Source organism: Scytonema hofmannii PCC 7110 (genome assembly GCF_000346485.2).
GTDB lineage: Bacteria > Cyanobacteriota > Cyanobacteriia > Cyanobacteriales > Nostocaceae > Scytonema > Scytonema hofmannii.
In genome coordinates this window covers 811,398-826,105 of record NZ_KQ976354.1, presented here as the reverse complement: position 1 = coordinate 826,105, position 14,708 = coordinate 811,398, and the positions used below count along the sequence as shown (strand labels likewise).

Annotated in this window: 10 protein-coding genes; 4 read left to right on the top strand and 6 right to left on the bottom strand. The window is 41.8% G+C overall.

The annotated features are described in order from the left end of the window. Positions 1 to 471 precede the first annotated feature (471 nt). A complete protein-coding gene (locus tag WA1_RS52220) occupies positions 472 to 2,019 on the top strand; it encodes a S8 family serine peptidase (protein ID WP_017741550.1) in 1,548 nt (515 codons plus the stop codon). A gap of 253 nt (positions 2,020 to 2,272) precedes the next feature. On the opposite strand, the gene WA1_RS03540 is transcribed toward WA1_RS52220, so the two are convergent. The 3 genes from WA1_RS03540 to xth all read right to left on the bottom strand — a co-directional run bounded on the left by WA1_RS03540 (position 2,273) and on the right by xth (position 5,868). Further along, positions 2,273 to 3,769, bottom strand: coding sequence for a beta-barrel domain-containing protein (locus WA1_RS03540; RefSeq protein WP_017741549.1), 1,497 nt, complete (start codon positions 3,767 to 3,769; stop codon positions 2,273 to 2,275). 128 nt (positions 3,770 to 3,897) lie between these two features. Next, entirely contained in the window at positions 3,898 to 4,773 is an 876-nt protein-coding gene (locus WA1_RS03535; RefSeq protein ID WP_026134458.1) for an SDR family oxidoreductase, read from the bottom strand. A gap of 312 nt (positions 4,774 to 5,085) precedes the next feature. Then, a complete protein-coding gene (xth, locus tag WA1_RS03530) occupies positions 5,086 to 5,868 on the bottom strand; it encodes an exodeoxyribonuclease III (RefSeq protein WP_017741547.1) in 783 nt (260 codons plus the stop codon). Positions 5,869 to 6,263: 395 nt separating this feature from the next. Here xth and WA1_RS03525 point away from each other — a divergent pair, with 395 nt between their 5' ends. The 3 genes from WA1_RS03525 to WA1_RS03520 all read left to right on the top strand — a co-directional run bounded on the left by WA1_RS03525 (position 6,264) and on the right by WA1_RS03520 (position 8,746). Beyond that, positions 6,264 to 7,331, top strand: a complete 1,068-nt coding sequence (locus WA1_RS03525; protein ID WP_017741545.1) for a glycosyltransferase family 4 protein — start codon at positions 6,264 to 6,266, stop codon at positions 7,329 to 7,331. 57 nt (positions 7,332 to 7,388) lie between these two features. After that, positions 7,389 to 7,574, top strand: a complete 186-nt coding sequence (locus WA1_RS52215; protein WP_081402828.1) for a hypothetical protein — start codon at positions 7,389 to 7,391, stop codon at positions 7,572 to 7,574. Positions 7,575 to 7,711: 137 nt separating this feature from the next. After that, positions 7,712 to 8,746 (top strand): zinc-dependent alcohol dehydrogenase, encoded by a 1,035-nt coding sequence (locus WA1_RS03520; protein ID WP_017741544.1) that lies wholly within the window; start codon positions 7,712 to 7,714, stop codon positions 8,744 to 8,746. A 132-nt stretch (positions 8,747 to 8,878) separates the two neighbouring features. Here WA1_RS03520 and WA1_RS03515 read toward each other — a convergent pair whose 3' ends face one another. The 3 genes from WA1_RS03515 to WA1_RS03505 all read right to left on the bottom strand — a co-directional run bounded on the left by WA1_RS03515 (position 8,879) and on the right by WA1_RS03505 (position 14,621). Continuing rightward, positions 8,879 to 11,122, bottom strand: a complete 2,244-nt coding sequence (locus tag WA1_RS03515) for a hybrid sensor histidine kinase/response regulator (protein WP_017741543.1) — start codon at positions 11,120 to 11,122, stop codon at positions 8,879 to 8,881. A gap of 110 nt (positions 11,123 to 11,232) precedes the next feature. Further along, positions 11,233 to 11,658 (bottom strand): response regulator, encoded by a 426-nt coding sequence (locus WA1_RS03510; protein WP_051077018.1) that lies wholly within the window; start codon positions 11,656 to 11,658, stop codon positions 11,233 to 11,235. A gap of 14 nt (positions 11,659 to 11,672) precedes the next feature. Then, positions 11,673 to 14,621 (bottom strand): PAS domain S-box protein, encoded by a 2,949-nt coding sequence (locus WA1_RS03505; RefSeq protein WP_017741541.1) that lies wholly within the window; start codon positions 14,619 to 14,621, stop codon positions 11,673 to 11,675. Positions 14,622 to 14,708: the final 87 nt, after the last annotated feature.

Genomic DNA, 14,708 nt, shown 5'->3' with positions numbered 1-14,708 from the left:
ATCCCTGCTCTTCTTTGGTAGAAAATTTTCACTTTTTGCGCCGATACGTTTCATCTTATGCGCAAAAACTGTGCCTGAAAGTACTATTCCTTCGTTGTCAAAATATCATCTTATGTGCAAACCTATAGCTATCAATCCCCCTTTTCCACGTATTACACGGTTAGGTTTTTCGCCGATTCACAATTCTTTTGTTTCCTTACCCTGTCAGGCATTAATTCCTTTCTCCCTTTAAAAATGAGCGAACGTACAGACTATAGTCTAGTTTGCACTAATAGAGAGAATAGCGTTTTCTTCGCTAACTTTATGAAGACTGGTATCGCTATCGAAAAAATCCATAAACTACAAAACTTTTAAAAAAAGAATATTTGTCAAATAACTATCTTTTTTTTCTTAAATTAAATAGTAATTTCTACATAAAGACATAATTTGCGTAAAAAACTCTCAATAGATTTGAGTGAGGAGAAAATACTGATGCCCCATGATATTACGAGTCACAGTTTATCTTCCGATAAAGGGCTAACTATTCCTTCTATCTCCTCAGTAAATGCCTTTGATTCTAATAATGACTATGACTTAAGCCTTAACAGTAGTAGCTTTAATTCAAGAGTAGAAAATTTAGAAATAGCTACAGACTCTGTAACAACTTACAGCACGACTGCCAACAGCCAGTTTAGCTCTACTTCTGGTTATGGTTCGATTAATGCAGCTGCAGCAGTAGCTCAAGCTACCGATCGGAATACCTTTGCTGATGTCGCTGACCTTGGAGGTAACAATTGGGGAGCCGATTTTGTGAAAGCTCCAGAAGTGTGGAAACAAGGATATACAGGTCAAGGTGTTGTTGTTGCTGTTTTAGATTCTGGAGTCGATCGCAACCACAATGACTTACAAACAAATATTTGGACGAATAGCAAAGAAATTGCCGATAATGGCATAGATGACGACGACAATGGTTACATAGATGATGTGTATGGGTGGAACTTTGACGCAGATAACAAAGATACTTTAGATATCGCTGGTCATGGTACTCACGTGTCTGGCACTATTGCAGGCGCAAACAATAATGTTGGTGTCACGGGTATTGCCTATGATGCCAAAATTATGCCAGTAAAAGTCTTGAATGACTCTGGTGCAGGTTCTTATACTGCGATCGCAAATGGAATTTACTATGCCGTAAACAATGGCGCTAACGTCATTAATCTCAGTTTGGGTGGGAGTTCTGGTAACTTTCTTCTGGAGTTAGCCCTTGATTATGCTAGTCGCCAAGGCGTTATTGTTGTTATGGCGGCAGGTAATGAAAGCGATTCGCAACCAGGGTATCCTGCCCGTTACGCGGAAAAATATGGAATTGCGGTTGGAGCAGTAGATAAGGATAACAACATAGCAGAGTTCTCTAACAAAGCAGGAAGCAACCCCCTCACTTACGTAACTGCACCGGGAGTTAATGTATACTCTACAATTCCAGACAATGGCTATACTTCCTACAGCGGAACATCAATGGCAACTCCCCATGTTGCTGGTGTTGTTGCTCTGATGCTCAGTGCTAACAAAAACTTAAGTGATGCTCAAATCCGTCAAATTGTCTCAGAAACCTCAGCCAACAGTACACAAGCAGCGACTTTAAATCTATCTAACTTTGTTACAGAAAGCAATAGTGTATCTTCTAACTTCCGTATCAAACAATATAATGATGGCTTTAGCAAGACAGGAGAATTGGCTTCTTTGCCTATTCCAGAGGTTGGTAGCTGGACAAGTGAAATTCCTACGTTACCAAATCAGTTGAACAGTGATAAGGAGCTGCAAGAATCTGTTTTCAGTCTCCAGCCTAAAATGAAGAACAATGAAACATCTGGAAATTCTGTTCTTTTCTCAAAAGTATTTAGTGATGGAAATACTTTCAATATCGCTAGCTATAGCGTAAGTGACAATGAGAAAGATAAAAAAGAGAAGGATGATGGGACAGGTGATATTGAGAAGATTTTGAAAGAACTTGAAAAAATGATCGATCAATATTTTTCTTAATCTGGGGGTAGGGAAGTCGTCTTGTGGTGCGGGCTTCTAGCCCGCAACTACAGCAATTTTCAGATTCATAAACCACATGGAATAGGGTGGGCGTCTTCACCCGCCCTCTCATCTATGTACGGGCGGGGACGCCCGTACCACAAGAAATAAAAACTTGATCAATCCAAAAACCAAACTTCAATCTCCAATCTCCAATCTCCAAAATCTAAACTTCAAAATCCACTCATCCAAAATCTAAAATCCACGCATCGTATTACCTAACAGAAAAAGCCTCGCTAAATCGACGAGTAATTGGCTCCATGATAAAAGTCAAAACTGACTTCTTACGAGTCACAATTTCGCCAGAAGCTGTCATCCCCGGAGTAAATGCAACCTCTTGACCCCGTACCATAACCACGTGTTTGCTCAACTTAATTCTTGTGGGAAAAACTAAGCCCATTTCTTTATCAACAATGGCATTGGGACTCACTTGTACCACTTCCCCATCAATTGTGCCAAATTCTTGGAAAGGAAAGGTTGCCATCTTAACTTTTGCTTTCATTCCCTCACGAATAAAACCAATATCGCGATTGAGTACTTTAACTTCCAAAAGGAGTTCTTCTCCTTCAGGTAAAATTGACAGCAATTCTTCACCTGCTTGAACAGGTCCTTTAGTTGCTTTAACTCTGTAAACAGTCCCGGAAACTGGGGATTTAATGGTTTCCATATCTTTTTGCTTCTTCGCCTGCTCGAACTGACCTTGAACGGTGGTCAATTCTTCTTGACGTTTATTAATCTGAGTTAAAATTTCACTCTGGCGCTCTGAAGCTAATTTTTCTGCTTGAGTACTTGCAGCTTGATATGCTTGTTCGGCTTGACGGATTTCTTGGGCTTGAGCATCAAGATCTTTTTCTAAAGATTTGACTTTATCTTGCGCCTCTGTCATTCTATTTTGGGCGTTTGTGATTTCGTCACTAGCCCTAGTAATTTCCGCATTTGCACGATTGAGTCTTTCTTGTGCGTCTAAGTAATCAACTCTAGGTATCGCACCGGGAGTGACTAGAGTTTTCAGACTTTGTTCTCTTTGCTTGGCAATAGTCATGCCATTCTCAATTTTAGCACGGAGAGTTTGAGCGTTAGCAAGGTTAGTTCTCGCATTGGCAAAGCTAGTTCTCGCATTCACCAAATTTTCTTGCAATCGAGTCAATCTTACTTTGGCTTGATCGATTCGGGCTAACTGACGCTTTGCTTCTGCTTCCGCAGCTGCTTGACTGGCTTGAAAATCTCGCAAACGCGAACTTAACAGTTCATCTTGGAGCTGCGTTCCCGTAGTTTTAACTCCAATGCGTTCTGCATCTAAACGCCGCAAGTCCTCTTGAATCAGCTTGGTAGATTGCGATAGACGAGCAACATCAACTTGTTGATAATCAGGATCGCGTTGAATCAAAATTTGCTCTTTGATCACACGCTCGCCTTCTTTGACGTTAACTGCAAGAATCGATCCATTACCCAAAGCTGTCACCGGACGAACCTGTGAAAATGCTATTAACTCGCCCGGTGCTGTCGCCACTTCATCCACTTGGGAAAAGTGCGCCCATGCGATCGCTCCAAATACGACTGCGCTAATTGTTCCTGCTAACAATCTAGTATATAAAGGTGGCAATTCCTGAACTGCCTTACCCAGTTCATAAGAAAGTTGTTCCTCTGGTTTAGCGAAACGCTGTTTTGTTTTACGTGCTTGAGCTGCACTTGCTACTAGGGAATATTTCATAAAATTTTAGATTGGGGAGTAGGGAATAGGGAGTAGGGAGTAGGGAATCAGAGTAAAGAGTTGTCAATTATATGAATAGTTATTCATAACTCTCCCTACTCCCTACTCACCACTCCCCACTCCCTCATTCATACTGCCAAATATCGGCGGAGGAAGTTTTCTAGTGTTTCCAATTGAAAATTGAAAATTGCTTCTACTTTAGCAATCTCCTCATGGTTACAGAAAAATTCATTTGCTAGTAAGGTGCGGAAAGTACCCAAAGTCTTCTGTGCTTGGGGATTAAACAAACCAAATCCTCCCCTGACCGCGTCAACCAGAAACAGTGGCGGATTGATGACCGCTGGTTCTTTGTTAAATACGCGACTAAAAATTTTGGGAATATCCTCTCTTCGCAAAATTTCCGGTCCTCCAACAGCAAAAATTTGATTGCGAGCAGCTTCCAAGGTTACTGAATCCACCACGATCCTAGCCAAATCATCTGTACTGACAATAGAGGTACGATTTTTAGGGTCACCCACGAGCAAGTATAACCCTGTTTCTCGAAACCTTTCTGCTGATGGCAGCAAATCCGATGCTAATCCAGTTGGACGTAAAATAGTGTAGTTTAAACCACTAGTTTCCAGGTATTTTTCTACTGCTCGTTTGGCTTTGAACACGGGAGCATCTTCGTAACCCCGATCTGCTCCCAACACGGAAATGAACACAAAGTGTTGCACTCCATTTGCTTTTGCCTGGTCGATAAGTTCAATATTAGCGCGGTAGTCTAAGGACAGGGCGTCACCATCAGAACCGTGAGCGCTAATAATATACCGAACACCTTGACAAGCTTTTTGGATATCTTGCTGTTGGCGCAAATCGCCAATGAAGATATTTGCTCCTCTGTGTTCTAACTCACCGTAATGTGAAGTGAGGCGAACAAACGCCCGCACAAGATTTTCCTGTTCCCGCAAAAGTCGCACTACTCTGCGACCTATTCCTCCAGTGGCTCCAGTAACTAGAAACATAGGATTTGGAATTTTGGATTTTAGATTTTGGATTTTGGATTGGGTCATGAACACTAGGTGTTGTAAATTTAGTTATTTCCTTTCGCCCACATCCCTCTATGCAATAGACATTTCCACACTAATCCAAAATCCCCTAATCCAAAATCCAAAATCCAAAATCCAAAATCCCCTAATCCAAAATCCAAAATCTAAAATCCCCTAATCCAAAATCCCCTAATCCAAAATCCAAAATCTAAAATCCCCTAATCCAAAATCCCCTAATCCAAAATCCAAAATCTAAAATCCCCTAATCCAAAATCCAAAATCTAAAATCTAAAATTCCACAACGACTGGCGCGTGGTCGCTGGGTTGAGTTAATTTTCTGGGAGTAACATCAATGGAGCAGCTTTTAGCACGCTCGTACAAGTCTGGTGTGAGATAGTGATGGTCGATTCGCCAACCCAGGTTACGCCGAAAAGCAGCAGCGCGATAATCCCACCAACTATATTGCCCGCTTTCAGATGTAAATTTACGAAAAACATCACTGAATCCCAGTGATAAAACGTCTCGTAGGGCTTGGCGCTCTGGAACGGAAGCCATAATCTGGTTTACGGCAATCGCACCTTCATGAATATCCCTGTCTTCTAAAGCGATATTAAAGTCACCACACATACAAATACTGGGTGAGGTCACCAGAAGCGATTTTAAATACTCGCGCAGTACTGTTAACCAACGCAGTTTGTAATTGTATTTTTCGCTTCCAATAGAGGAGCCATTGGGTACATAAAGATTAACAATTCTTACATTATCTATACTACCTGTAATAATCCGTTTTTGCTCGTCCCATTCTGGGTCTAAATTTGACAAAACATCATAAAAACTACAGCTGACGTCCTTTAGTGGTTGGCAACTAGCGATCGCAACACCGTTATATGATTTTTGTCCTGATGTATAAAGGTGATAGCCTAATTCCTCAAAAAGCGCACGCGGAAATTCAGTATCCACAACTTTAGTCTCTTGTATGCAGAGGACATCAACCCGATTTTGACTCAACCAATCGATAACATGTCCAGTGCGTATGCGAATCGAGTTGACATTCCAAGTAGCAACTTTCATTTTTTTTACAGTGGTTTATCAGTAGTCAGTGGTCATTAGTCAATAGTTAATAGTTATCGGTCAATGGTCATTGGTCAAGAGTTAGCCGCAAGTAAAAAGAATTGATCCCATCCGGGAATTTAGTATTTTTAGTTACAAAAATTTGGATTTTTTCTGATCCCCAAGATAGATGATAAAATTCTGCAATCAGCACTATATTAAGAGTGTAGTTGCTAAATATATTGCTGACTCTCCGTAAGTTGCTGGTGACTATTTCTAGGTACGGTTAACCGAAATTGCACTCTTGCAAAATATTTGGGTTAACTTAAGAATTAGATAGGTAAGTATAAATGCTTTACCTAAGTTGGATACAAATCCGAGTTATAGCCCAGTAAAAGCGCTGAACTAAAAGACCTATGAAAATCGCTCAAGTAGCCCCCTTGTGGGAACGAGTTCCACCTCCAACATACGGAGGCATTGAACTAGTTGTGAGTCGTGTGACTGATGAACTTGTAAAACGGGGTCATGATGTCACGTTGTTTGCATCTGGCGATTCGCAAACGTTGGCTAAGTTAGAAGCAGTTTATCCTCGTGCGTTGCGCTTAGACCCAAATGTCAAAGAGTATGCAGTGTACGAAATGCTAGAACTCAGCCAAGTTTACCAGCTAGCATCGGAATTCGACATAATTCACTCCCATGTAGGGATATCGGCATTACCTTTAGCGAGTTTAGTGCCAACGCCAACAGTGCATACCCTGCACGGCAGTTTTACACCGGACAATCGGCATGTCTATTCCCATCACCAAAAGCAATCTTACGTCAGCATTAGTAACGCGCAACGTCAAATAGACCTGAACTATGCAGGCACGGTTTATAACGGGATTAATCCAGAAGATTATCCTTTTGTAGCCAAACACGAAGAACCACCATATCTCGCATTCTTGGGACGCTTTTCTCCAGAAAAGGGACCGCAACACGCGATCGCTATTGCCAAACAAGCGGGCTGGCGTTTAAAGATGGCAGGAAAAGTCGATGTAGTAGACTCCAAGTTTTTTGAACAAGAAATTGCCCCCCAAATAGATGGTCAGCAAATTCAGTATTTAGGTGAAATTAACCATGCTGAGAAAGCTGAACTTCTGGGTAATGCTGCTACTACTCTCTTCCCCATTACCTGGCAAGAACCTTTTGGTCTAGTCATGATTGAATCAATGGCAACTGGTACACCAGTTATTGCCATCAATATGGGTTCTGTATCAGAAGTTGTTGCCAATGGTGTGTCAGGGTTCGTGTGCCAAAGCTACGAAGAAATGGCAGCAATGATTCCCTCAGCATTGGAATTAAATCGTCAAACTTGCCGAGAATATATAGAAAGCAAGTTTAGCGTTATCCAGATGGTTGATGGATATGAAGCGGTCTATTGCAGAATTATAAAGGATCGCGTCAATACCAATGGTCGAATTCATGCTGCTAAAATCCAGTTTTAATCAACACTTTTTTGACTGCATTTATATCAACATTTCTTTAACAAGGGGGACGTAAATATGAGCATGAGATCCAACAGTTGTCCATGTTGCGGTGATTGCCTCTTGCGTCATGTCCGGCAAGGTGAAGTTTACTGGTTCTGTAAAACTTGTTGGCAAGAAGTACCGTTATTAACAGTAAATCGATTGTCCAAAATTGAAGGCAGAAATCTAGGCGTTGTGACTGCGGTGGTCGCTAAAGATTAGAGATTAGGGTGTGAGGAAAAAAGAGAAGTCTCATTGGCTCGTAGTAGCGCTTAAGCGCATACATCGCTACTACAAACCTACGAATATTTAACTCCACCTGCTACAATCGGGTGGAGTTAAATATTAGGTTGCAATCCGTGTTAGCAGCTTTACTTTACGGTAAAGAAGATTTACGTTTGGAAGAAGTCGCCAAGCCTACTCCTAGTAAGGGTGAAGTTGTTCTTCAAGTGGGAGTATCAACAACTTGTGGTACAGATTTGAAAGTGTGGCGGCGTGGCGGTCATGCTAGAATGCTTAAACCGCCTACTCTATTTGGTCACGAAGCGGCTGGACAGATTGTAGCTGTAGGAGAAGGTGTTACAAATTGGCAAGTGGGCGATCGCGCAGTCGCAAATAATTCTGCTCCATGTATGAAGTGTTTTTTTTGCGATCGCCAAGAATACTCTTTATGCCCAAACTTGACCTGGAATAATGGAACATTTGCCCAATATTTAAAAATTCCCGCACCGATTGTGCAGCATAATCTGTTGCCCATTCCCCATGACTTACCCGATGAATTAGCATCCATGACAGAACCTTTAGCTTGTGTACTGCATGGAGTCGCCCGTTCCAACGTCAAACCGGGCGCTCGTGTTGTCGTGGTAGGGGATGGGGCAATTGGGCTGATGTTCGTGGCAAAGTTGGCTCTCGATACACAAGCAGAAGTCCTACTGTTTGGAGGAAATGACCAACGGCTAGCAATTGGAAAAAAGCTAGGTGCAGCAGCAACCTTTAATTACCGCCAATTACCGGATATTCCTGCTGTTGTGAAAGATTTAACACAAGGAATGGGTGCAGATGTTGCGATCGAGGCAACTGGAGTGCCAAGTGCTTGGGAAACAGCTATTGCCTGTGCTCGCCCTGGTGCAACTGTCAATCTTTTCGGTGGTTGCCCGCGAGATACTAGTATTACTGTAAATACAGAACAACTCCACTATAGTGAACTGACACTAAAAGGAGTCTTCCACAACACCCCTGTATTTGTACGAGAAGCACTTTCACTCATTGCTACCAGGAAAATTCCTTTTGAGTTATTAATTAGCGATCGCCGCCCCTTAACGGATTTAGAACAAGTCTTTTGTGACATGAGGGAACGTAAGGTCATTAAGGTCGCAATGATTCCCAACCCATAAGTAACCATTATGTACTTTTGCACGCCAGAACAAATCAAAATTTTTCTTTTCCCTCACTCCCAACTCTCAACACAACCAATCATGAAAATCCCTCTTCCCCTACTCCCTACTCCCCACTCTCCACTCCCTTTTTCAACCTAGTACTGTTTGCAAAGCATACAATAATTCTTTAACAGTATAAGGCTTGGACAGAAATTTGTGGACACCATTGCCAGTAGCAGCAGCTAACTTACTGCTAGACATAAGTCCACTTGTAGCAATCACTTTCACCTGTGGGTTGATTTTTTGGATGGTACGGATAGCAGTTAAACCATCAAGTAAAGGTAACATCATATCCATCAACACAACACAAATTGTATCCTTGTACTGGGCATAAAGCGCGATCGCTTCCACACCATCATTTGCTGTCAAAATCTTATAGTTGTATGCTTCTAAGGACGCTTTGGTAATTTCTTGAATCGAAGGTTCATCGTCTACAACTAAAATGAGTTCTCCATTGCCTGTCAATACCTCAACTTCTGATGCTAATTCTGTTTCCATTTCCTCTACTGCAGGAAAGTAAACCTTAAAGCGAGTTCCAGTGCCAACTTCACTATATACATTCACAAAACCACCGTGACTTTTGACGATGCCAATGACAGTCGAAAGTCCCAAACCGGTTCCTTTACCTTGTTCCTTAGTGGTGAAAAATGGTTCAAAAATTCTGTCCATAATTTCAGCAGAAATGCCAACTCCAGTGTCTGAAACAGTAATGACTGTATAAGGTCCGGTTTTTGCCTCTAGATGCATGCGAGCATAATTTTCATCAACCAATAGATTTTTGGCAGTGATACTCAAAGTACCACCGTTAGGCATAGCATCACGGGCATTGACACAAAGGTTCATGAGTACCTGATGCAGTTGTGTACTATCACCAGAAACCATCCATAAATCTTGTTGTATATCAGTGCGGACTTCTACAGATTTGGGAAATGTTTCTTTGAGAATAGTTATGACTTCTTTAATTAAGTGTCTCATCTGTAAAGTAATCCGCTTTCCTTCGACACCCCGAGCAAAAGACAAAACCTGTTTTACTAGATCGGCACCACGTTTGGCACTATCTTCTAAGATTTCTAACAGGTGCATATCCTGCTCGTAAATATCGGGGTATTTCAGTGGTAATAGTTGCGCTACTGCCAGAATAGGTGTTAGGATATTGTTTAAGTCATGAGCAATGCCACTTGCTAAAGTGCCAATACTTTCCAATCGTTGAGCACGAAACAATTGTGACTCCAAAAGCTTCTTCTCTGAAATATCAGTATCAACACTCAGAATTGATTTAGGCTTGCCATTGCGATCGCGCACCAAAGTCCATCGGCTTTCTACAAGAATTTCCTTATTATTCTTCGTCAATTTAGTCACTTCACCTTGCCACTTGCCTTTGCGAGTCACACTTACAAAAGCTGCTTGCTCTTCTGGTGGCGTTTCATTGTACAAAAACTTGCTAGCATTCTCTCCACATGCTTCTTCTGAAAGCCAGCCATACAAATTTTCTGCACCTTTGTTCCAGAATAAAACACGGTTTTCTAAATCTCGTACAAAAATCGCATCAGTAGTAACATCAAGTAAAGCAGCCTGTTGGCGAATTTTCTCTTCAGCTAGTTTATGCTCGTTAATGTCAATGCAGGCACAGGTGATACCTACGATTTCATGGGACTCGTTGTATAATGGTTCGATGGTCAGATCGTAATATCGAGTTCCTTGGGCTGTGGTAATAGAAACTTCTTCTCTGATTCCCATCCCTGTAGCCAGTACACCTAATTTAATCTCTTTGAGACGTTCACTATCGTTAGCCCAAATAAAATCTGAGTCGCACTTGCCCAAAATCTCTTCAGCACTCAAGCCAAAAATTGGATTGTAGACCCAAGTGTAGCATAGTTCTTTGTCTTGGTTAAATACAAAAATAGGAGAGTTCTTCAATGCCACCCGAAATCGCTCTTCACTCTGTCTTAAAGCTTCCTCCGTGCGCTGACGTTCAATTGCATAGCGCATAGAACGGAACAGCAAATCGCCATTCACCTGTCCCTTGACTAAATAATCTTGCGCTCCTTGTTGCATTGCATGAGTAGCCAGGGTTTCATCATTAAAACCTGTCAAAACAATCACAGGAATGGCCGGATATTGACAGTGGATTTTGACAAATGTTTCCAACCCTTGGCTATCTGGCAATAATAAGTCTAGCAAAATGACATCAAAACTTTCTTCTTCCAGAGATTTTAGTGCTTCATCTAACCGCTGTACCTGTTCCAGAACAAATTCAACGGATGGAACTTCCAATAAAAATTCCCGCAACAGTCGGACGTCTCCAGGGTTATCTTCAACTAATAAGACTTTCATTATGATTGGTTAGTGGTTAGTGGTTAGTAGTTAGTGGTTAGTAGTTAGTAGTCATTTAACTATTTTCCCCCACTTTCCCACTTCCCCACTCCCCCACTCTCCCTTCTTCTTTACTCTTGTGGTAATTTGACAACAGTAAACCAGAAGCTTTCGATAGAATGTACGATTTTAACGAATTGGTCAAAGTCTACTGGTTTGGTAATGTAACAGTTGGCACAGAGATTGTAGGCTCTGAGAACATCTTCTTCCGAACCAGATGTGGTTAGGACGACGACGGGAATTCTTCTAAGAATTCTATCCTCTTTTATTTCTGCTAGCACTTCTCGCCCATCTTTTCTAGGTAGATTTAAATCGAGCAGTATAATATCAGGGGTTGGCATCCCTTGATACTGTTCTTCCTTGCGTAGAAACGCCATAGCTTCAACGCCATCACGTGCTACATTTAAGTTGACGGAGATTTTGCTATCTTCCAGAGCGATCTGGGTTAGCTGGACATCGCCAGGATTGTCTTCTACGAGCAAAACCTCAATAGGCATAACTATTTCTGTACTCACAAACGATTTCCTGCTCTATCGGGAATAGTAAAGAAGAAAGTTGTACCCTGTTCTGGTTGTGACTCAATCCAGATGTTTCCACCGTGACGTTCCACAATTTTCTTACATATTGCCAGTCCAATGCCAGTGCCGGAATACTTATCTCTGGTGTGCAGTCGTTGGAAAATAATAAAAATTCGCTCGGCATACTGAGGTTCAATGCCTATTCCATTATCTCTGACGGTAAATCGCCATTTTTCCTCTATACGTTCCACTCCAATATGAATTTGAGGTGTTTGTTCGCTGCGAAATTTGATGGCATTTGCAATCAGATTTTGAAACAGCTGTGTTAGTTGTGTGGCATCTGCCATAATTTCAGGTAAAGAATCCTGCGTGATGACTGCACCACTTTCTTCTATGGCTATTTTGAGATTGGTAAGAGCACTCTTGACAATAGAATGACACTTAACTAATTTGAAGGGCTGTGCGCGAGTGCTGACACGAGAATAACTCAATAAATCCTGAATGAGTTTCTGCATCCGATGCGCTCCGTCTACAGCATAGGCTATAAACTCATGGGCTTGACCATCTAGTTTATCTTTGTAGCGTCGCTCCAAAAGCTGCAAGTAACTTGTGACCATTCGTAGTGGTTCTTGTAAATCGTGAGAAGCAACGTAAGCAAATTGTTCTAGTTCGGCATTAGAACGAACGAGTTCCTCGCGTTGCTGAGTTTCTTGTGCTAACAAATGTGCCTGAGATAGAGCAATACCAATTTGGTTTGCTAACTGTTGTAGTAACTCAATCTCTATATTGCTCCAATTGCGAGGGCGATCGCATTGGTGGGCAATCAACAAACCCCATAAGTTTTCCCGTTGGAGTATCGGTACAACGAGATTAGATTTTACACCAAATTGTGCGAGAAATTGTCTATGGCAATCTTGGATGCCTGCTGTTTCAATATCCGCGATCGCACTCGCTCTTCCTTGACGGTACGGCTCTTGATAATCTTTTCCAAAGCACGGATCGTGAAGATTTTTTCCCAGTACTGCAGGAAATCCGGGCAAAACAGCCTCTTGCATGACAGTCCCCGAACCCTCTGCCCAAAGACGGAAGATCAGAACTCGATCTGCCTTTAGCAGTTTTTGGACTTCCGTAACTGCTGTTTCGAGAATTTCCTCAATTTGTAATGATTGGCGAATTTTTAGGGTAATTTCGGCAAAAAGTTGCGATCGCCTGTTTTGGTGTTTTAATTCTTCTTCTGCTAGCTTCCGTTCTGTAATATCTGTGTAAGAACCTACCATTCGCAAGACATTGCCAGCATCATCCCAAAGTGCTTGACCCCTATCTAAAATCCATTTGTAAGAACCATCTTTGCACTGTATTCGATGTTCGCTGATATAATATGGGGTCTTTTTTGCAAAGTGGTTCTTCATCACTTGCATCACCCTTTCCAAATCATCAAGATGAACTCGTTTCTGCCACTCATCCAGATAATTGGTAACCTCATGGTCTTCATACCCTAGCATTTTTTTCCAACGCTGTGAGAAGAACACTTCATTGGTTTTGATATTCCAGTCCCAAATACCATCATTATTGCCCCTTAGAGCCAATTGCCAGCGTTCTTCACTTTCTCGCAGAGCGACTTCAGCGTACTTGCGCTGAGTTATGTCCTGAAAATATACGGAAAGACCTTCGCTTGTAGGATAAGCATGGACTTCAAACCAAGTATTTCGTGGTGAATAGAACGCTTCAAAAGAAACGCTGATTTGTTGAGCGACTGCTTTGTGATATTGTTGATAAAAAGTAGAATCAACAGATCCAGAAAACTTATCCCATACAGACTGACCGAGTAATTCCTCTCGATTGCTTTCTAAAAACCGTTCTGCTTGTCGATTGATGTAAATAAAACGCCAATCTTTGTCTAGGGCAAAGAAGGCATCAGTAATACTCTCTAAGATTTTTATGCTTTGATTTCGTGCTGCTTCTGCCTCGCGTTGAGCAACTTCGCTTTGTTTGCGTGCCATTTGTTCTCGTTCTAGGAGTCTCTGACGCTCTCGATCTGCTTGCTTGCGAGCAGTGGTATCGCGTGTGACAGCTAACAGAGAAATTATATTTCCATCGGAATTCCGCAAAGGAACGGCGTGAGTTTCCAACCAACAGCGCTTTCCCTTAAGTCCAATAATTTTAAATTCTAGTATCCCCGATTCACCCTGAAAAACCTTATTTGTGAGATCTATAAATGCTTGACGGTGCTCAGCAACAATGAAGGGATAGACGCACTTTCCCACAACTTGGTTGGGAGAATCAGCTTCAATCATTGCCAGCCCTGCTGGGTTCATCTCCAATAGAGTGCCATCCTTGGCAAGTAATTTGACACACTCTGGTTCTGACTGAACAATTGTACGGAGAAGATTTTCACTGTGTGCTAGTTTTTCTTGCGTGAGTTGAAGCTCATCTGCAAAATGGCATACCTCAGTTAAATTGCGTCTGAGTTCCAGTTGACTGATGACTTGGCGGCTTAAGGCTCTGAGAGCTTCTATCTGTTGCTGGTTCAGTTCTCTTGGAATGCGATCGATAACACAGAGAGTACCCACCATGTCTCCTTTAGGAGTCATTAAGGGAAATCCTGCATAAAACCTCACGTAGGGATAGGATGTAACGACTGGATTCTTTGCGAACTCTTCATTGGTATGAGTGTCAGAGACGATCGCCACATCTTGTTTTTCTTGGCATAGGTAAGAGAAACCTATGCTCCGAGGTACTTCTGTTAAATCAATACCTATCTTTGCCTTAAACCATTGGCGATCCTTATCAATAAAATTCACCAAAACAATGGGAGCATCACAAATAAAGGCAGCTAGCTTGGCAATATTGTTGTAAGCCTCTTCTGGTTCGGTATCAAGAATTTGATATTGGCGGAGGGCTTCTAACCTCGCTACTTCATCATAAGTTGTCTCAGCTTTCATAAATCTTTAAATAAATTTACAGAAATAACTCTGTACTTTGCTCTATTTATAGCTTGCAAAAGTAACTTTTTTCTGTATTTTGAAAGT

Bases quoted from the DNA above. Each gene is read 5' to 3' on its own strand.
- WA1_RS52220 (WP_017741550.1), top strand. From the start codon at position 472: ATGCCCCATGATATTACGAGTCACAGTTTATCTTCCGATAAAGGGCTA.
- WA1_RS03540 (WP_017741549.1), bottom strand. From the start codon at position 3,769: ATGAAATATTCCCTAGTAGCAAGTGCAGCTCAAGCACGTAAAACAAAA.
- WA1_RS03535 (WP_026134458.1), bottom strand. From the start codon at position 4,773: ATGTTTCTAGTTACTGGAGCCACTGGAGGAATAGGTCGCAGAGTAGTG.
- xth (WP_017741547.1), bottom strand. From the start codon at position 5,868: ATGAAAGTTGCTACTTGGAATGTCAACTCGATTCGCATACGCACTGGA.
- WA1_RS03525 (WP_017741545.1), top strand. From the start codon at position 6,264: ATGAAAATCGCTCAAGTAGCCCCCTTGTGGGAACGAGTTCCACCTCCA.
- WA1_RS52215 (WP_081402828.1), top strand. From the start codon at position 7,389: ATGAGCATGAGATCCAACAGTTGTCCATGTTGCGGTGATTGCCTCTTG.
- WA1_RS03515 (WP_017741543.1), bottom strand. From the start codon at position 11,122: ATGAAAGTCTTATTAGTTGAAGATAACCCTGGAGACGTCCGACTGTTG.
- WA1_RS03510 (WP_051077018.1), bottom strand. From the start codon at position 11,658: ATGCCTATTGAGGTTTTGCTCGTAGAAGACAATCCTGGCGATGTCCAG.
- WA1_RS03505 (WP_017741541.1), bottom strand. From the start codon at position 14,621: ATGAAAGCTGAGACAACTTATGATGAAGTAGCGAGGTTAGAAGCCCTC.